Raw genomic sequence first — 18,277 nt, forward strand, 5'->3', positions numbered from 1 at the left:
GTCATCGAATCGCCTGGCCGACGCGAGGTGCGATGAATCGCCGCAGCGGCAGGGCGATGAGCAGTGCGACCGCAACCAGGAAGCCACTGACCCATGCCGGGCCAAGGTCGTTGGCGTTGGCCCCGAGGGTCGCTGCTGCAACGGCGGGGCCGCCAGCGGCACCGATGTTGAGCGCCGCGGTCGCATACGAACCGCCCATGGTGGGGGCGCCTGCTGCCTCATAGAGCACCCTGGCGATCAGGGTGCTCCCCAACGCGAAGGAAAGCGTGCCCTGCACGAACACGAGGAGCAGCAGCGCCACCGGCTGGGTAGCCAGGGTCGCCAACGCGAACCAGCCGAGCAACAGCAACGGGCCACCGACTGCGATCACGAGACCGGGACGCTGATCGGAGAGCCGTCCCGCGAGGGTGACGCCGAGGAAGGACCCAATACCAAAGAGCACCAGCACGACCGAGACCCACAGCTCGCCCATGCCGGCGGTGTCAGTCACGATCGGTGCCAGGAAGGTGAATGTGGCGAAGGTGGCAGCGTTGACGAGGGCACCGAGCAGCATGACCAGGACCAGCCTGGGCATCGCGAGCTGGGCAATCTCAATCCGAAGAGACGAGCCAGCCGGAGTGTCCCGAGCGGTCTTTCCGACACGGGCCGGGATGCCCTTCATGACACCGAACGCAGCGGGAAGGCAGAGCAGTGCGATCGCCCAGAAGGTTGCCCGCCAGCTAAGCACCGTACCGAGGACTGCGCCGCCGGGAACTCCAGCGATGGTGGCCACCGTCGTACCCGAGAGCAGCACCGCCAGCGCACGCCCTTTCTGATCAGATGCGACGAGCGTGGCCGCCGTGCTCAGTGCCACAGCAAGGAAGCCCGCGTTGGCCAGGGCGGCGATCACCCGAGTGATGAGCAGAACCGCGAAGCTCGTCGTGAGAGCGCCAACGACGTGGGCCACGGCAAAAACCAGCACGAAGCACAGCAGGCTGGCCCGGACAGGCCACCAGCGCGCAAGCGCCGCCATGAGCGGCGCGCCGCAGATCATCCCGAGGGCAAACGTCGAGGTCAGAAGCCCGGCGGCCCCGACCGACACGTCGAAGGTTGCGGCGATGTCCGGCACCAAGCCGGCAAGCATGAACTCCGAGGTGCCCATGGCGAAGACCGCCACGGCAAGCAGGTAGAGCGGCAGAGGCATCAAGAACTCCGAGGTGAGAGAGAACGAGGAGACGTCTCGTCACCGCGGCCAGCGCCCAAGGGTGCGCTCAAATGCCCATGCAGCGAAGGCTGCTGGGAGCGGACTATGAACTCAGTGGTTCACGGGGCTGACGGCGTGACCGAAAGCCCCCACCTTGGATGCCTCAGGGCTCGACATGGCGCAGACACTACTCAAACCAGCCGGTCACCACGCAACCGGTTTCCGCCCGGCGCGCGTGTCGTCGACCTTGCGCCCCACAACAACGAGGCACCGATGTTCTAGGCGTCGCTGTTCGGGGCGGCCTTGCGGGGTGCCTCGTCCAGAGCGCCGGCGGTGGCCTTGTCAGCAGCGTCATCCGCCGGATCGTTCCGGACCGCGGCTCCCGAGAGGACCGCGGGTCCGTTGGCGGGCACCGCGCTGGCGACGCCGGACGTGGGTGTGCCGGACTCCGAGACAACAGATGGTGTCGTGCCGGACGATGTCGTGCCGGCGGGTGCGTTGCTTGCCGCGTTGCCGTCTCGTGCCGGGCTGGCGGCTTCGCTCGTCGGAGCGGCGTCGGCGACCGTGGACCCGGCGTCGGCGTCCCCGTCCACTGGATCCGCTGATGGTGCCGTATCGCCGTCGGCCGGATCGACGCTGGGAGTGGAGCCCCCTGGTTCGGGGATCTCCTCCGCCGCCTCGATGACCGAGGCAGCAGCAGCCGCTGCGGCATCGGCGGCAGCGGCATCGGCAGCTTCGGACTGAGCCAGGAGGCTGGACGGTGCCTGCCACTGGATGCGGGGCGGCTCGGCGAGCGGGCGGCCGCCAAACTCGGCGAGCCAGGCGGCGACGAGCGCCAGGTTCTCCCGCCACTGCGCCTCGGAGATCGGCGGCAGGATCGAGTCCCACAATGACAGGAAGGTGCCCCGCAGCTGGAGTCGACCGTACGGGCGAGCGAGGAACCACATGTGCAGGTGGGCCGAGCCGTCTCCCCACCGGTTGACGTGGACTCGCGCCACCCCGTCGAGGGACCGGATGGCCCGCTCCAGACGAACGGTCATCACGCCCAGCTCGGCGGCGAGCAGATTCGGCAGGTCACCGAGATCGAGGTGCGTCCGCGATTCCAGGATGAGCACCATGGGCAGCCCGGTCGGGCGGTCCATGGCGCGTACCCGCCAGCGCTCTCCCACCCAGATGTAGGCGTCGTCGGGTGCGTTGCAGGCGGTGCATTCCCGGAGACCCTCGCCCTTCCGGGGCGGTTCGACCGGGACCGGATCATCGAGTTGCTTCACGTGGAGGTCGCCTTCGAAGGGGAACGACGGCCACTGGGTGAAGTCCGGGACTGAGGGAGGGGTGTCGTGCACGACGCTGACCCTAACCGAGTCTGGCACCGCTGTCCCTACCTGAATGATCGGTCCGGGCCTGCCGAATCAGTGCCCGTCGTCGACCGGGCACACGGTGTCACCACTGCGCCGTGAAGCGATATCCACAGGCTGCCGAGATCCTCAACACAGGCCGTCATCCACAGGCTCGCACCCGCTCCCACGCGCTGTTTCACGTGAAACAGGGGGTGCCTGTGGACAAAGGGTGTGGATAACTTTTCGGCGAGTCGGTCGTTGTCCGCGAACTGCCCGACGGGCGTTCGCGACGGTTCGCCGAGGGCATCCGGGCGCTGCCGTTCGACCCGGTTGCGCTGGAGCTTCGGATGCCGCCCCAGCGGGGGAAGGCCGCACTGCCGTGGTGCCCGAAGAGGTCCTGGCTCGAACCGCTGCCCTCATTCGCGTGGAGTTTCCACCGGGCTCAGCCCTGGGAGGTTTCCACAGAGGCACCCCAAGCCTGCGGATCGCCGGACGCCAGAGGGAGCAGGCGCAGAGCGAGGCGCGCACAGACCGGGGCGCGCACAGCGCGAGGCCGAGATACACGGACGATGGCAGGGGGAGAAGTGGGCGCCGCGTTTGCTGTCGGCCACCGCCTCATGATGCCCACGCGCCCTGAGAAGGCCGCCCGGCGCTCCGGTCGATCACAAGCACCCTCTGCGGCACACGATGCGGCAGCGGGCAACTGAGCGGCGCGCAGGGCACTCCATGAGCATCTACCTAGAGGGAGGTTCGGGGACTGGCATCCAATTCCGCACCACCGTGGATCTCGGTGACCGAGCCGCGCTCTCGATGAATCAGGTGCGGTCGGCCCTCGACCATCCTCGGCACCCCTCCTGTTTCACGTGAAACAGAGCCTCGGGCCTTCGCCCACCGGCTGACGTCGACCGGCGCAGCTATCGGGAGGCGAGACGCCGCGCGGCTCGGGCTGGGCGAGCCTCAGGCGTCCGAGTCGTGGGCCGCCAATCGGTACGGCGTGAAACGGCGGCCGTTTCACGTGAAACGTGACGAGCGGGATACGGAACGGCCGCGCACCCTTGAGGGGTAGCGCGGCCGTCGGCGGGGAGAGGGGGCTCAGCCCTCGCTCTCCTCCTGCTGCACTCCGATAATCCCGACGATCCGCTCAAGGTCGTCCACGGTCGCGAACTCGATCGTGATCTTGCCCTTGCTCCGCCCGATGTCGACCTTCACCCGGGTGTCGAACCGATCGGACAGCCGGTCGGCGAGATCGGTCAGAGCTGGCGCGTGCGCCTTCGGCCGGCGCTTCGCGGCCTGCCCCTTCGCCGGCCCGTCGTTGAGCGTGAGGGCCACGATCTCCTCGGTCGCCCTGACCGACAGGCCCTCGGCCACGATCCGCAATGCCAACTGTTCCTGTGCCTCTGCTTCGTCGAGGCTCAGCAGGGCACGGGCGTGACCGGCCGACAGAATCCCCGCGGCCACCCGGCGCTGCACCTGCGCCGGCAGGTTCAACAGTCGGATCGTGTTGGAGATCTGCGGACGACTCCGACCGATCCGGCGGGCCAGCTCCTCGTGGGTGGCCCCGAACTCCTCCAGCAGTTGCTGGTAAGCGGCGGCCTCTTCCAGAGGGTTCAGGTTGGCCCGGTGGATGTTCTCCAGCAGGGCGTCGCGGAGCATGGCGTCGTCGCGGGTGTCCCGGACGATTGCCGGGATGTTCTCCCGCCCCACCGCCTGAGCGGCGCGCCAGCGGCGCTCGCCCATGACCAGCTCGTACTTCTCGTCGTCGAGCTGCCGGACGACGATGGGCTGGAGAAAGCCGACCTCCTGGATCGAGGTCTTGAGTTCCTCCAGAGCCTCCTCGTCGAAGACCTGGCGCGGCTGCTTCGGGTTGGGCAGGATCGCGTCGACCGGGATCTCGGCGAACCGTGCCCCCGGCACCGGGCTGAGCACGGGCTCCGGCTCGCGGACCGGCGCCCCGACGGGCACCGCGGCGACGGCCTCGGTCGCCGCGTCGTCCACGTACTCGTTCTCCGGTTCGGCCGTCGCGGTGCCAGCGGCAGCCGGCGCCGGCCCGGTCGGGATCAGTGCCCCCAGGCCCCTACCCAGACCGCCCCGAGGACGGTTCTTCATGCCACGCCTCCCAGCGACTCATCCGCACTACGCATTCCGGCCCACCGGCTCCTTGACGCCTCGTTCCGCGATCTCCTGGGCGGCTTCGAAGTAGCTCGTCGCTCCCCGCGAACCGGGATCGTAGGTCATCACCGACTGGCCGTAGCTCGGCGCCTCCGAGACGCGGACGTTGCGGGGGATGACCGCCTGGAGGACCTTGTCGCCGAAGTGGTTCCGGACGTCCTGCTCGACGGCGTCGGCCAGCCGGGTACGGCGGTCGTACATGGTCAGCAGGATGGTGGAGACGTCGAGTTTCGGGTTGAGGTGCTGGCGTACCAGGTTGATGTTGTTGATCAGCTGGTTGAGCCCTTCGAGTGCGTAGTACTCGCACTGGATCGGAATCAGCACCTCCTGCGCGGCCACCAGAGCGTTGACCGTCAGCAGACCGAGCGAGGGTGGGCAGTCGATGAAGACGTAGTCGAACTCGCCCGGGTAGGCGGCGATCGCCCGGTCCAACCGCGACTCCCGAGCCACCACGGAGACCAGCTCGATCTCCGCGCCGGCCAGGTCGATGGTCGCGGGGACGCACCAGAGGTTGGGGATGCCCTCGACCGCCTGCGCCACCTCGGCCAGCGGAACGCTGTTGATCAGGCAGTCGTAGACGTCCGGGATGCCGGTATGGTGCGGAACGTTGAGCCCGGTCGAGGCATTGCCCTGCGGGTCGAGGTCCACCACGAGCACCCGGTTGCCGTGCAGGGCGAGCGCCACCGCAAGGTTGACGGTGGTGGTGGTCTTACCCACGCCGCCCTTCTGGTTGGCGACGCACATGACCCGGGTCCGGTCCGGTCGAGGCATGGTCACCTCGCCACTGGGATTCAGGATCTGCACGGCGCGCATCGCCTCCATAGCCAACGGTGGGTCATCCTCTTCGCGCGTCGGGGTTTCACGTGAAACGTACGTGGGGTCGGCCACCACGGCGGCCAACGACTCGGTAGAAGCCACCGGTGCTTCGGCAACCACAGGTGCGGCATCCCGAACGACTGCGGCGGTGGGCTGGTGCGGAACCGCGGGCTCGAAACGAACCGCTGCGGCGGTGTTGCGGCGGCCCGAGGTCGACCGCACCTCGGCGGCGTTGACCGGTCGGCTCACCCCCTCCGGCGTACGACGAACACTCGCCGGATCCGGGATGGCCGCGCCCTCCGGTCGCCCCGAGCCCGGGGACTGATCGTGTGCTGCCGGCGCATCGCCGTCCGCTGGACCGGTCGGTGACCCGGTCGCGTCGGGCGACCAGCTCGGGTAGTCGGTTTCACGTGAAACGGGATCGCTGGTTGACCCGGTCACGCGTGGATCGTCATACCTGCCGTCGTCATGCACCTGTCATCCCTGCCCGCTTCGGATGGTCGGTCCGCGCCCCGGTCAACTTTGGCCACACCACGCCCGCATCCCGGAGCGTACGGCCCTCGGGAGCGATCGGAGACCCGCGACGTCCACCGTCCGCTCCACACTATCGACGCGCGGTCAGCCTACGGCGGACGGGCGCGGCCGGTCCACGTCGGGTTGTCATCTCCTCGTCCATCCGTACCGGTACAACGAGGCAACCCACCAGCCGGAAGCCCGATGGCGCGAATCGTCAGCGTCGGCGGGAGCGACCGGCCCGCGAGCGCTTGCTGGCCGCCGGGCGAGCCGGGCCGACCATTCGCTCGCGCACGATCTCCACCACGGTGGTCGGCGGATCGATGACCCCGACGCCGCACAGCTGCACGGTCGGCTCGCCACCACCGAGTCGCGCCACCACCTCGGCGTGCTCTTCGATCTCCGCTGCGGCGGACGACCCCTTGAGCGCCAACAGTCGGCCGCCCCGAACTGCCAGGGGAAGGCTCCAGCCCGCCAGCCGGTCCAGTGGGGCGACCGCGCGGGCGGTCACCACGTCCCCGCTGATCGGGTCCCGGCCACTCGATCCGGTGGCCGCCTCGTCCGCCCGACCCCGGAAGACCCGCACCGACTTCGCCAGGCCGAGTCGCTCGACGACCTCGATCAGGAACGAGGTACGTCGGGCGAGCGGCTCGATCAGGGTGACCGTGAGGTCGGGACGGGCGATGGCGAGGACCAGACCCGGCAGGCCGGCGCCGGAGCCGACGTCGAGCACTGTCGCGCCGGACGGGATCCGCTCGGCGACCGCGGCGCAGTTGAGCATGTGCCGATCCCAGATCCGGGGTGCCTCCCGGGGGCCGATCAGACCGCGGACGACGCCGTCGGTGGCCAACAGCTCGGCGTACGCGGCGGCCAGGTCGAGACGGTCGCCGAAGAGGGTCAGTGCGGCCGGTGCCAACTCGGGCGGCAGAGCCGCGTCCGCTGGCGACGGGGCGCTGTCGGGTCGGGTCGATTCAGCGTCGGCGTCGGTGGGCTGGACAGCGGACGGCCCGGGCGGCGTGCCGCCCGGGCCGGTCACGGCGTCGGCCGTGATGTCGTCGTGGGTCACCCGGTCAGTCCGCCGGCCGTACGACGATGCGCCGGTTCGGCTCCACACCCTCGGACTCGCTCGCCACGCCGGACATGGCGTTGACCACGTCGTGCACGCACTTGCGCTCGAACGCGGACATCGCGTCCAGCCGGACCGGCTCGCCGTACTCCTTGACCTTCTCGACGGCGTTCTTGGCGACCGCGGCGAGTTCCTTGCGACGGTTCGCCCGGTAGCCGCCGACGTCGAGCAGCAGGCGGCTCGGCGTCCCGGTCTGCCGGAAGACGGCGAGGCGGGTGAGCTCCTGGAGGGCCTCCAGGGTCGCCCCGCGCTGACCGACCAGATTTTGGAGCCGCTCGCCGACCACCTCGACCATGGGACGGCCCGCGGCGACCAACTCGTCGATGTCGCCGTCGTAGTCGAGGATGTCGAGCAGCCCCTCGACGTAGTCGGCGGCGATCTCGCTCTGCCGGAACAGGTCGCCCTCGCCGACGGCCTTCTTCGTCCGACCGCCGGTAGCGGCGGTGCCGGTGTCGTCGTCCGCCTCGGTGTCGTCGTCCTCGGTCTCGTCGTCCTCGGTGTCGTCGCCGTTCACCGCGAGCGTTGCGGTCTCCTCCTCGTCCAGGGACTGCTCGGCGCGGGGGATGCTGGTCTCGGTCACGGTCTCATCTCCGTACTCGCTCGGCCGGACCGTCGGGTCCGACTGGTTTCCCGGGGCCGGCGGGAGGTCGCCGGTGCCCACAGGCACGTCTGTACGGGCAGTGTCGCCCGTGGCCGCGCGGTGCGCGGTCGGTTCCGCCCGGCGCCGGCCTCACGGCGGCTGCACAGTGCGGAACGGGCCGCCACCAGTCACCTGGTGGCGGCCCTCAGAGGTCAGCCCTGCCGCTTGGCGGGGCGGTTCTTCTTCGGGTTGTTCGTCGGCTTGGCACCCGGCTTCGGCCCGGCCACCTTGGGCGCGGCCGCCTTGACCGGCGCCGGCGGAGCCGTCTTGCCGCGGCCGAACAGGCCGCCGGTCTTGGCGGGCTGCACCGGGTTACGACTGGCGGCGGGGGCCACGGCCTTCTTGGCGGTCACCGGCGGCGGGAACTTCCGCAGCACCCACTGCTGCTGGCCGAGGGTGAAGAGGTTGTTGGTGACCCAGTAGATGATCACACCGATCGGGAAGATCGCGCCGGAGATCAGCAGTGACGCGGGGATGCCGTAGAGCATCAGGCGCTGGATCATCCGCTGCTGCGGGTCCTCGGCCCAGCCGGTCTTGAGGATCATCTGACGGCTGGTCAGGTAGGTGGTGCCGATCATGATCAGGACCAGGACGCCAGCAATGATCTTCACGGTGGTGCCGTTGGCGCCGAGGCTGGCCAGCTCGTCCGCGGTGGAGCCGAACTTGCCGGCAATCGGGGCGGTGAACAGCTTCGCTTGCGAGGCGCTCTGGAACTGGTCGACGGTCCAGCCGTAGAGGGTCTGGTTCTGCTTGTCCGGGTCGAGGCGGCGCAGCACGTGGAAGAGGCCGAGGAAGACCGGGATCTGAAGGAACATCGGAAGGCAACCCATCAGCGGGTTGGCCTTCTCCTTCTTGTACAGCTCCATCATTTCTTTCTGGAGCGTCTCCCGGTCACCCTTGTGCTTCTCCTGAAGCTCCTTGACCTTGGGCTGGAGCGCCTGCATCGCCCGCTGCGACTTGATCTGCTTGACGAAGACGGGGAACAGGATCACCCGGACGGTGACCACCAGGAAGACGATGGACAGGATCCAGGCGAAGTTGGTGCCGATGACCGCGCCGACCGGCACCCCGATGGCGTCCCAGGCAGAGTGCCAGGTCAGCAGGATCCACGAAATCGCATAGTAGATCCAGTCAAGACTGAACAATTCTCAGGCTCCAGTCACATCGGCGCGGCGGCGACCGCCCGGCTCCGGCACCGGGTCATGTCCACCAGGGTGGAAGGGGTGGCAGCGCAACAGCCGCCGGACCGCGAGCGCGGCTCCCCGGAGGGCACCGTGCCGGGCCACCGCCTCCTGGGCGTACGCACTGCACGACGGGTAGAACCGACAGCGGGCCGGCAGCGCCGGACTTATCCACCGACGGTACGCGATGATGGGTGCGATCAGCACCCTGGCACCGGTTGACGTGGGGCGCGGGGTCGTCGGGTCGGCGCTCATCGGGACCGCCGCTCTCGGGACGACCGGGCAACCGCGAGGGCGGCGTCCAGGTCGGTGGCGAGTCGGGGGTACGACGCCTCGGCCGCGGCGGGCAACGCTCGAACGACCAGGGTGCTGCCCTCGGGCAGAGCGGCGAGCCGCTCTCGGACCAGCTCCCGTAGTCGGCGCCGGACCTGATTACGGGTCACCGCGTTGCCGACGGCCTTGGACACGACGAAGCCGGCGCGGGACGGCGCGGAGGACTGCTCCACACTGGTGTCCCGCACCGGCTGCGACGAGGTCGGTGTGCTCGGGTCGGCGCTCACCGGCATGGTCAGGTGGACCACGACGGCGCCACGTCCGGCGCGCCGGCCACCACGGACCGCTGCGGCGAAGTCAGTGCTGCGCCGCAGTCGCTGCGCGGCGGCCAGCACGACTGCCCACGTTCCCTGGACCGGCCCGGTCGGCTCAGGCCGACAGGGTGGTGCGACCCTTGGCGCGACGGCTCGAGAGGATGGCACGGCCGGCACGGGTGCGCATGCGCAGCCGGAAGCCGTGGGTCTTCGCGCGCCGGCGGTTGTTCGGCTGGTAGGTGCGCTTGCTCACGTCAGGCTCTCCGTTTTCGTACGCGCCCCGCGCGACGGAATCGCCGGGGTCGTGTGGTGGTCCAGGCCACCTCGACGGTGGCCCACGATCGGTGCTGCCCGGCGGAGCGGAACCTCGGCGGTGCGGGGATGCGACCGCGGACAGCAAGCACCCATCACCCTAGCAGAGGGCGAGAAAGCAACCGTTCCAGCCTACGCAGGGGTGCAATGACCGTCAAACACCCCGAGGAGCGGCCAACGGGACGCGCCCGAGCCGAAGGGCGGTTTTCGCTGATGCCGAGAAGGGCCCCGCCGCGTCGCCGGTTGATGGCGCAGGGACAACGCTGTTACCGTGCCCGATTGCGGTGAGCGTCGGAAGCTCCGGTCGTCGCACAGGCAAGACCGGACCAGGCAGTGAATCGTTCGGCACGGTGAACCCGCTTCAGCGCCCGTTCAGGCAGGGGCAGGTCCCACCCGCGTCCGGCGGCGGCCACAATTCGGTCGGTACACAGGCTGTGGATAACTTGTGGATGACCACCGGTCGACCGTCAGGTGGGTGTTGTTCCACCCGCGAACGCGGCGGGCCCGGGACGGCCGGCTGGCAGACAGCGGCGGCCGGGAGCAGAGGCGAGGGGGTGGCACGACGGTGGCCGGTACGACCGACCTTGCCGCAGTGTGGTTAGCGGCGACCGACGAGCTGGCCGACGAGATCATCTCCGCCCAGCAGCGCGCCTATCTCCGACTGACCCGGCTGCGGGCGATCGTCGAGGACACCGCGCTGCTCTCCGTCCCGGACGCGTTCACCCGCGACGTGATCGAGTCCCGCCTGCGTCCAGCGATCACCGAGGCTCTCACCCGCCGGCTCGGCCGACCGATCCAGGTGGCGGTCACCGTTCGGGTCGCCGAGGACGCCACGGGCCGACCCGCCGGCACCGTCTACCGCAGCGCTCCGGAGACCAGTCCGTTCGACGTCGAGGGTCCGGCTGCCGCACCCTTCGATGACGACCAGGACGCTCGGACGCATGCCGATGCCCTGATCCCTGAGCAGTCGCACGTGCCGCGTACGCCCGAGCCGGCCGCGCCACCCGCACCCGCGGGTCCGCCGCTCGCGCCGAGCGTCGACGCGCATCGTCCCGGGATGATCCCCGCCAGCAGGGACGGGCAGGAGGCGCTGTTCAGTGCCTCCTTCGCGGAGCCGATGCGGTCGCCCCGATCTGGAGCGGACCGGCGCGGCTACGACGAGCCGGCTGGTCGCCTGGATCCGCCGGGCCCGGACACCAGGCCCTACGAGCCCCGCTACCGGGAAGAATCGGCGTCGCCGCGCGACCAGCACGTGATCCGCGCGCTGCCCCGGGACAGCGGAACGGACAGCGGCCCGGGTCGCAGCGGTGTGGACCATCGCGCGGGTGGACGCGACGACCGCCGGCTGCCCGGCGCCGACACCGGCGGCAACCGGCTCAACCCGAAGTACATGTTCGAGACGTTCGTCATCGGCTCGTCCAACCGGTTCGCGCACGCGGCGAGCGTGGCGGTGGCGGAGTCGCCGGCGAAGGCGTACAACCCGCTGTTCATCTACGGTCACTCCGGCCTGGGCAAGACCCACCTGCTGCATGCCATCGGGCACTACGCCACGACGCTCGGCAACGCCCGCTCGGTCCGGTACGTCTCGACCGAGGAGTTCACCAACGACTTCATCAACTCGCTCCGGGACGACAAGACCAGTGCGTTCCAGCGGCGCTACCGCGACGTCGACATCCTGCTGATCGACGACATCCAGTTCCTGGAGAACCGCGAGCGCACCCAGGAGGAGTTCTTCCACACCTTCAACACCCTGCACAACGCCAACAAGCAGATCGTGATCACCTCCGACCGGTCGCCGCGGCAGCTCGCCACCCTTGAGGACCGGATGCGAACCCGGTTCGAGTGGGGGCTGCTGGCCGACATCCAGCCGCCGGACCTGGAGACGCGGATCGCGATCCTGCAGAAGAAGGCGGCGCAGGAGCGGATGTACGCCCCGCCGGACGTGTTGGAGTTCATCGCGTCCCGGGTGTCGAACTCGATCCGGGAACTGGAGGGGGCGCTGATCCGGGTGACGGCGTTCGCCAGCCTGACCCGGTCGACCGTCGAGCTGTCCCTGGCCGAGGAGGTGCTTCGGGACTTCATGCCCGACGGCGCCGGACCGGAGATCAACGCCGACCAGATCATGGCCTCGACCGCCGACTACTTCGGGGTGAGCCTGGAGGACCTGCGAGGTCAGTCCCGGTCGCGGGTGCTCGTCAACGCCCGCCAGGTGGCCATGTACCTGTGTCGGGAGCTGACCGAGCTGTCACTGCCCCGGATCGGCCAGGCCTTCGGTGGGCGGGACCACACCACGGTCATGCACGCCGACCGGAAGATCCGTCAGCAGATGGCGGAGCGCCGCTCGCTCTACAACCAGATCGCCGAGCTGACCAACCGCATCAAGCAGAACAGCTGAGGCGTACGCCAGCCGTCGCGACGGCACGAAGTTCGGGACACGCCCGGCCGGGATCTCCGGCCGGGCGGTCTTTTTTTCGTCCTCGGCTGGACTCTCGACATGGTGGAGACCACAGCATCGAGGCCGTGACCGCCTCGACGCCCACTCGTTGTCCACAGCTCGTTGTCCACCGTCGGTGGATAACTACGGTCCGTCTTTCGCCGGTTACCCACAGGCTGTGGAGAAACCCTGTGTACGGAGCTGTGGACGCCTGGGGACAACGGTCACGTTATCCACCGATGACCGTCGACCTGTGTACGAGCTGTTGAAGGTTCTGGGGATGACGGCAATGGTGATCTTCACCGTGATCCACAGGCTTGGGGAGAAAGTCGGTGGATTACCGGTGGACAACCGGTGGACAACGGTGGACAACCGGCCGGCCGGAGCGGCCTGTGGACACGCGAGCCAGTTGTACCCCCGGTTCTCCACAGCTAAATCACCGGTGGATACCCTCTCTGAGCTGCGCAGACCCGGGTTGTCCACAGTTTGCACAGGTGCGATGAAGACGATGAGTTATCTCTTCTAAGAGAACAAAAACCAATCATCACCGTTGGGCTTTCTGTGGATCGGGCCGAACGCTGCCGGATCAGCCGGTCAGCACCGACACGATCCATGGGGTCGGGCGCACAGCCGATGCCTACGCGCCCTAAGGTGCGATGGGTACCCGCACGGTTGGGCGGGACGGTAGGCAGCGGTCGGCATGAGAGAGTTGTCGCTGACGTCGACGCGGAGGCATTGATGAAGTTCCGAGTAGAGCGCGACGCGCTCGCTGAGGCCGTGGCCTGGACCGCGAAGAGCCTGCCCAACCGGCCATCCGTACCGGTGCTGGCCGGGGTGATGCTCCGCGTCACCGACGGCAACCTGCGGGTCTCCGGGTTCGACTACGAGGTCTCCAGCCAGGTCACCGTCGAGGTGCAGGGTGACGCCGACGGCGCCGCTCTCGTCTCCGGTCGCCTGCTCGCCGAGATCACCAAGGCGCTGCCGGCCAAGCCGGTCGACATCGCCGCGGTCGGTGCCCACCTCGAGCTGGTCTGCGGCAGCGCCCGGTTCACCCTGCCCACCATGCCGGTGGAGGATTACCCCGCGTTGCCCGAGATGCCGCAGAGCGCCGGCACTGTCGACGCCGCCGCGTTCGCCACGGCGGTCTCCCAGGTAGCCATCGCGGCCGGCCGGGACGAGACCCTGCCGATGATGACCGGCGTCCGCGTCGAGCTGTCCGGCAACACGCTGTCGATGCTCGCCACCGACCGTTACCGGCTGGCGCTGCGCGAGATCCAGTGGCGGCCGGACGACCCCGACGTGAGCATCAACGCCCTGGTGCCCGCCCGCACCCTGAATGACACCGCCAAGGCTCTCGGCCCGCTGGGCGGCGAGGTCACCCTCGCCCTCGCCCAGGGCGCTGCGGGCGAGGGCATGGTCGGTCTGGCCGGCGGCACCCGACGCACCACCAGCCGCCTGCTCGACGGCGCCAACTACCCGCCGGTGCGTTCGCTCTTCCCGGCCACCCACAACGCCGCGGCCCGGGTGCCGGTCAGCACCCTGATCGAGGTCGTCAAGCGGGTCGCGCTGGTTGCCGAGCGCACGACCCCGGTGCTGCTGAGCTTCAGCGCCGACGGCCTGGTGGTCGAGGCCGGCGGTTCCGAGGAGGCCCGGGCCAGCGAGGCGATGGAGGCCACCTTCACCGGTGACGCGCTGACCATCGGCTTCAACCCGCAGTACCTCATCGACGGCCTGGCCAACCTGGGCTCCCAGACCGCCGTTCTCTCGTTCGTCGACGCCTTCAAGCCCGCGGTGATCTCTCCCGCCGACGAGGATGGCGAGGTAATTCCGGGGTACCGGTACCTCATCATGCCGATCCGCGTCTCTCGCTGATCGCGCCCAGCAACACCCAGATCCACGGAGGTAGAAACACATGCAGCTCGGCCTTGTAGGACTCGGCCGTATGGGCGGCAACATGCGGGAGCGGCTGCGCGCCGCTGGTCACGAGGTTGTCGGTTTCGACCACAACGCGCAGATCAGCGACGTGACGACCCTCGCGGGCCTGGCAGAGAAGCTTGAGTCGCCCCGCGCGGTCTGGGTCATGGTGCCCGCCGGTGTCACCGACGCGACGATCGACGAACTGGCCGAGGTGCTTGGCGAGGGCGACATCATCATCGACGGCGGCAACTCGCGTTTCAGCGACGACGCGCCCCGGGCCGAGCGGCTCAACGAGCGGGGCATCGGCTACCTCGACGTCGGCGTCTCCGGCGGCGTGTGGGGCCGGCAGAACGGCTACGGGCTGATGGTCGGCGGTGCCCAGGAGCACGTCGACCGGCTGATGCCGATCTTCAGCGCCCTCAAGCCGGAGGGCGAGTTCGGCTTCGTGCACGCCGGCCCCGTCGGTGCCGGGCACTACTCGAAGATGGTGCACAACGGCATCGAGTACGGCCTGATGCACGCCTACGCCGAGGGCTACGAGCTGATGGCCGCCTCCGAGCTGGTGACCAACGTGCCGGGCGTGATCAAGTCCTGGCGGGAGGGCACCGTCGTCCGTTCCTGGCTGCTCGACCTGCTGGACCGGGCGTTGGACGAGGACCCGGAGCTGGCCGAGTTGAGCGGCTACACCGAGGACACCGGCGAGGGCCGGTGGACGGTCGACGAGGCGGTCCGGCTGGCCGTGCCGCTGAACGTCATCACCGCTTCGCTGTTCGCCCGGTTCGCGTCGCGGCAGGACGACTCGCCCGCCATGAAGGCCGTCTCCGCGCTGCGTCAGCAGTTCGGTGGCCACGCCGTCCACAAGCGCTGAGCGGTATCCACACCCTGTGTACGTCCAACGGTTGGAACTGGTCGACTTTCGCTCGTACGAGCGGGTGGCCGTCGACCTCCAGCCGGGGGCGAACGTCCTGATCGGCGCCAACGGCGTCGGCAAGACCAATCTCGTCGAGGCGCTGGGCTACGTGGCGACCCTGGATTCCCACCGGGTCGCCACCGACGCGCCGCTGGTCCGGATGGGCGCCGCGTCGGCGGTGATCCGCTGCGCGGTGGCCCACGACGGGCGGGAACTCCTGGTCGAGTTGGAGATCGTGCCCGGCAAGGCCAACCGGGCCCGGCTGGGCCGGTCACCGGCACGGCGGGCCCGGGACGTGCTCGGCGCGCTACGACTCGTGCTCTTCGCCCCGGAGGATCTTGAGCTGGTCCGGGGCGACCCGTCCGAGCGCCGCCGCTACCTCGACGACCTGCTGGTCAACCGCCAACCCCGGTACGCGGGGGTGCGGGCCGACTACGAGCGGGTGGTCAAGCAGCGCAACGCCCTGCTGCGCACCGCGTACCTGGCTCGCAAGACCGGCGGGTCCCGGGGCGGCGACCTCGGCACCCTCGCCGTCTGGGACACGCACCTGGCCCAGCACGGCGCGGAGCTGCTCGCCGGCCGGCTGGAGCTCGTCGCCGCGCTCACCCCGCACGTCGCCAAGGCGTACGACGCGGTGGCCGCCGGTCGGGGCGCGGCGAGCATCGCCTACCGGCCCTCGATCGAGCTGGCCGAGCCGACCACCGACCGGGCCGCGTTGGCGGATGCACTGACCGCCGCCCTGGCCGCGTCCCGCTCCGCCGAGATCGAACGGGGCACCACCCTGGTCGGCCCGCACCGCGACGAACTGGCGCTGACCCTCGGGCCACTGCCCGCCAAGGGGTACGCCAGCCACGGCGAGTCGTGGTCGTTCGCGCTCGCGCTGCGGCTGGCCGGTTACGACCTGCTGCGCGCCGACGGCATCGAGCCGGTGCTGGTGCTCGACGACGTGTTCGCCGAGTTGGACACCGGCCGCCGGGAGCGGCTGGCGGAGTTGGTCGGTGGGGCGAGTCAGCTGCTCGTCACCTGCGCCGTGGACGACGACGTGCCGGCCGCTCTGCGGGGCACCCGCTATCAGGTCGGCGAAGGGACGGTACGCCGTGTCGGATGAGCCACGCACCAACAGTCCCGGGGCCGGAAAGGGCGACGCCGCGCGTACCCCCGGGGGAAAGTCGACGGGCGGTGAGCCGGCGGCGGCCGCCAGCGGGCCGGAGCTGGCCCGGGCGGTGCTCGACGCTGCGCTGTCCCGGCGGCAGCAGGCGGCGCGCGCCCGACGTGCCCCCGGCGGCGGAGGCGGCGACGCTGCCGGCGGCTCGGGGCGGCGGTTGCGGGGCTACTCCGGCCCGGGCCCCGACCCGCGCGATCCCCAGCCGCTCAGCGCGGTGCTGAACCGGTTGGTGAAGGCGCGTGGTTGGCAGCAGCCGGCGGCCGAGGCCACCGTGTTCGGCGCCTGGGAGCGGGTCGTCGGCGCGGAGGTCGCCCAGAACAGTCGCCCGGTCAAGCTGGAGAACGGTGAGCTGACCGTGGAGGCGCGCTCGACGGCCTGGGCAACCCAGCTGCGGCTGCTCGCCGGCTCGTTGCTGAAGCAGATCGCCAGCGAGGTCGGCCACAACGTGGTGCGCAAGCTGCACATCCACGGCCCGGCCGCGCCCTCCTGGGCGAAGGGGCCGCGCCGGGTACGCGGGCGGGGCCCACGCGACACGTACGGCTGAGGGCGCCTCAGCTCCGCCGCTGGGCCTCGCGGTCGGCCCGCTTACGCTCGCGCTGCTCCCGGGTGAAGCGCTTGCGCTCGGCCAGGTCGCGCTTCCACGCGTCGCGGGCCTCGGCCGAGCCGCCCTGCACCGCGCCCTTCACACCCTCGGCGGGGCCGGCGAGATGCCGGAAGGCCCAGCTCAGGAGTCGGCCGCCCTCGCCCGGGGCCCTGGTGACCGCGCCGTCCTCGCTCATCTGCCGCACTCTCCCGCGTCGTGTGGTCCCGCAACTGTTGGCCTACCAATGGTTGGTACACCAATGATTGGTACGATAGCTATCGTGCATCAGGAGGGCAACCGATGAGCGAGAGACCGGAGGGCGTCGACCCGCTGGCGCTGGAGCAGCAGGTCTGTTTCGCCCTCTCGGTGGCCGCGCGCAGTGTGGTGGCGGTCTACCGCCCACTCCTGGAGCCGATGGGGCTGACCCATCCGCAATACCTGGTCATGTTGGCGCTCTGGCAGCACGCACCGTTGTCCGGCCGCGACCTCAGCCGCCTGTTGCAGCTCGATCCGGGCACACTGTCACCACTGCTCAAGCGGCTCGAAGCAGCCGGCTACCTGCGCCGGGAGCGCGATCCCAGCGACGAGCGCAGCCTCGCCGTCACCCTCACCGACAGCGGCGCCGCACTGCGAAGCCGGGCCGAGCTGATCCCGGCCGCGATCGTGCAGCGGCTCGGGCTGCCCGTCGAGGACCTGCAACACCTGAACGCGGTGCTCACGCAGGTGATCGCGGCGGCCAACCGATCGGGTGGCGACCCGACCTCGCCGGGGGCCGGCGCGGCGGCTCAGGCGTCGGCGTAGACGGCGAAACCACGTTCGGCGCAGCGCCGGTAGAACGCGGCCAGCACGCCCAGCTCCGCGCAGGTGAAGTTCCACTGCGGCGGGTCCCCGCGCTCGTCGCGCAGCGCGTCGAGCCGGGTCTCCAACCACCGCAGCTGCTGCTCGGCCAGCCTGCCGTCGCCGAGCAGAGAACGCAGCACCGTGCTCACCGACTCGAAGGTGACCGCCTCGCCGTAAGGACGGTGCCCGGCCACGAACCTCTCGATGCCGCTGGCGATCCAGGAGCAGCCGTCCGGGTCGATCACCGGGTCCTCGTCCTCAGCGGCGGCGTCTGTGGCGTACAACACACCTTCCAGGCCGAGGAGCAGATCCACCAGCTCGGTGTACGCGGTCGCCCGGATGGTGCCGGTCTTCGCGATCAGCTCGGCCAGCGCGGCCGTCGGCGCGGAGATTCGCGGCAGGTCGACGATCTCGCCGAAGTCGACGAACTCGGCCGGTGCGACCGGATCGTAGAAGCGGCCGGTCCGCGGCCAGTGCACCGCGACGTTGTCCAGCCCCATCTGTCACCTCTTAAGAGCACGTGTCGGGTCGATCGGGTCGATCGTCCCGGTTCCGGCCGGTAAA

18 protein-coding genes are annotated in these 18,277 nt (G+C 69.9%); 6 read left to right on the plus strand and 12 right to left on the minus strand.

The annotated features are described in order from the left end of the window. Position 1: 1 nt before the first annotated feature. The 10 genes from HNR22_RS19225 to rpmH all read right to left on the minus strand — a co-directional run bounded on the left by HNR22_RS19225 (position 2) and on the right by rpmH (position 9,805). Positions 2-1,183 (minus strand): Cmx/CmrA family chloramphenicol efflux MFS transporter, encoded by a 1,182-nt coding sequence (locus HNR22_RS19225; RefSeq protein ID WP_179781510.1) that lies wholly within the window; start codon positions 1,181-1,183, stop codon positions 2-4. Between the two features lie 278 nt (positions 1,184-1,461). Next, positions 1,462-2,301, minus strand: coding sequence for a hypothetical protein (locus HNR22_RS19230; protein WP_179783626.1), 840 nt, complete (start codon positions 2,299-2,301; stop codon positions 1,462-1,464). A 1,311-nt stretch (positions 2,302-3,612) separates the two neighbouring features. Continuing rightward, entirely contained in the window at positions 3,613-4,626 is a 1,014-nt protein-coding gene (locus HNR22_RS19235) for a ParB/RepB/Spo0J family partition protein (protein ID WP_179781511.1), read from the minus strand. A 27-nt stretch (positions 4,627-4,653) separates the two neighbouring features. Then, entirely contained in the window at positions 4,654-5,625 is a 972-nt protein-coding gene (locus HNR22_RS19240) for a ParA family protein (protein WP_425488108.1), read from the minus strand. Positions 5,626-6,235: 610 nt separating this feature from the next. Continuing rightward, complete coding sequence (gene rsmG / locus HNR22_RS19245) at positions 6,236-7,084, minus strand: 16S rRNA (guanine(527)-N(7))-methyltransferase RsmG (RefSeq protein WP_179781512.1); 849 nt, start codon at positions 7,082-7,084, stop codon at positions 6,236-6,238. Positions 7,085-7,088: 4 nt separating this feature from the next. After that, positions 7,089-7,724: a R3H domain-containing nucleic acid-binding protein gene (locus HNR22_RS19250; RefSeq protein WP_179781513.1), complete on the minus strand. Its 636-nt coding sequence runs from the start codon at positions 7,722-7,724 to the stop codon at positions 7,089-7,091. Positions 7,725-7,936: 212 nt separating this feature from the next. After that, a complete protein-coding gene (gene yidC / locus HNR22_RS19255; protein WP_179781514.1) occupies positions 7,937-8,929 on the minus strand; it encodes a membrane protein insertase YidC in 993 nt (330 codons plus the stop codon). A gap of 3 nt (positions 8,930-8,932) precedes the next feature. Next, a complete protein-coding gene (yidD, locus tag HNR22_RS19260) occupies positions 8,933-9,220 on the minus strand; it encodes a membrane protein insertion efficiency factor YidD (protein ID WP_088950801.1) in 288 nt (95 codons plus the stop codon). Next, a complete protein-coding gene (gene rnpA, locus HNR22_RS19265; RefSeq protein ID WP_179781515.1) occupies positions 9,217-9,633 on the minus strand; it encodes a ribonuclease P protein component in 417 nt (138 codons plus the stop codon). Before rnpA ends, yidD begins: the two co-directional genes overlap by 4 nt. Positions 9,634-9,667: 34 nt before the next feature. Beyond that, positions 9,668-9,805, minus strand: a complete 138-nt coding sequence (gene rpmH, locus HNR22_RS19270) for a 50S ribosomal protein L34 (RefSeq protein WP_007453904.1) — start codon at positions 9,803-9,805, stop codon at positions 9,668-9,670. A gap of 624 nt (positions 9,806-10,429) precedes the next feature. Here rpmH and dnaA point away from each other — a divergent pair. The 5 genes from dnaA (at position 10,430) to HNR22_RS19295 (ending at position 16,834) form a co-directional block, all read left to right on the plus strand. Continuing rightward, positions 10,430-12,259: a chromosomal replication initiator protein DnaA gene (gene dnaA / locus HNR22_RS19275; RefSeq protein ID WP_179781516.1), complete on the plus strand. Its 1,830-nt coding sequence runs from the start codon at positions 10,430-10,432 to the stop codon at positions 12,257-12,259. A 777-nt stretch (positions 12,260-13,036) separates the two neighbouring features. After that, on the plus strand, positions 13,037-14,170 hold the full coding sequence (gene dnaN, locus HNR22_RS19280) for a DNA polymerase III subunit beta (protein WP_088950803.1): 1,134 nt from the start codon (positions 13,037-13,039) through the stop codon (positions 14,168-14,170). Positions 14,171-14,210: 40 nt separating this feature from the next. Beyond that, the gene (gene gnd / locus HNR22_RS19285; protein ID WP_179781517.1) at positions 14,211-15,083 is read left to right on the plus strand and encodes a phosphogluconate dehydrogenase (NAD(+)-dependent, decarboxylating); all 873 of its coding nucleotides are present in this window, start codon (positions 14,211-14,213) and stop codon (positions 15,081-15,083) included. A gap of 16 nt (positions 15,084-15,099) precedes the next feature. Next, positions 15,100-16,233: a DNA replication/repair protein RecF gene (recF, locus tag HNR22_RS19290; RefSeq protein WP_179781518.1), complete on the plus strand. Its 1,134-nt coding sequence runs from the start codon at positions 15,100-15,102 to the stop codon at positions 16,231-16,233. Then, positions 16,223-16,834, plus strand: a complete 612-nt coding sequence (locus tag HNR22_RS19295; RefSeq protein ID WP_179781519.1) for a DciA family protein — start codon at positions 16,223-16,225, stop codon at positions 16,832-16,834. Before recF ends, HNR22_RS19295 begins: the two co-directional genes overlap by 11 nt. 7 nt (positions 16,835-16,841) lie before the next feature. Here HNR22_RS19295 and HNR22_RS19300 read toward each other — a convergent pair whose 3' ends face one another. Continuing rightward, positions 16,842-17,069 carry a hypothetical protein gene (locus tag HNR22_RS19300; RefSeq protein ID WP_179781520.1) on the minus strand — a complete coding sequence of 76 codons (228 nt, stop codon included), beginning with the start codon at positions 17,067-17,069 and terminating at the stop codon, positions 16,842-16,844. 104 nt (positions 17,070-17,173) lie between these two features. On the opposite strand from HNR22_RS19300, the gene HNR22_RS19305 reads away from it, so the two are divergent. Then, on the plus strand, positions 17,174-17,674 hold the full coding sequence (locus HNR22_RS19305) for a MarR family winged helix-turn-helix transcriptional regulator (protein ID WP_179781521.1): 501 nt from the start codon (positions 17,174-17,176) through the stop codon (positions 17,672-17,674). Here the strand turns inward: HNR22_RS19305 and HNR22_RS19310 are convergent. After that, positions 17,659-18,213 carry a hypothetical protein gene (locus HNR22_RS19310; RefSeq protein WP_088950808.1) on the minus strand — a complete coding sequence of 185 codons (555 nt, stop codon included), beginning with the start codon at positions 18,211-18,213 and terminating at the stop codon, positions 17,659-17,661. The two genes, HNR22_RS19305 and HNR22_RS19310, sit on opposite strands and share 16 nt — an antisense overlap. Positions 18,214-18,277 lie beyond the last annotated feature (64 nt).

Source organism: Micromonospora jinlongensis (genome assembly GCF_013410645.1).
In the GTDB taxonomy this organism is placed as follows: domain Bacteria; phylum Actinomycetota; class Actinomycetes; order Mycobacteriales; family Micromonosporaceae; genus Micromonospora; species Micromonospora zamorensis.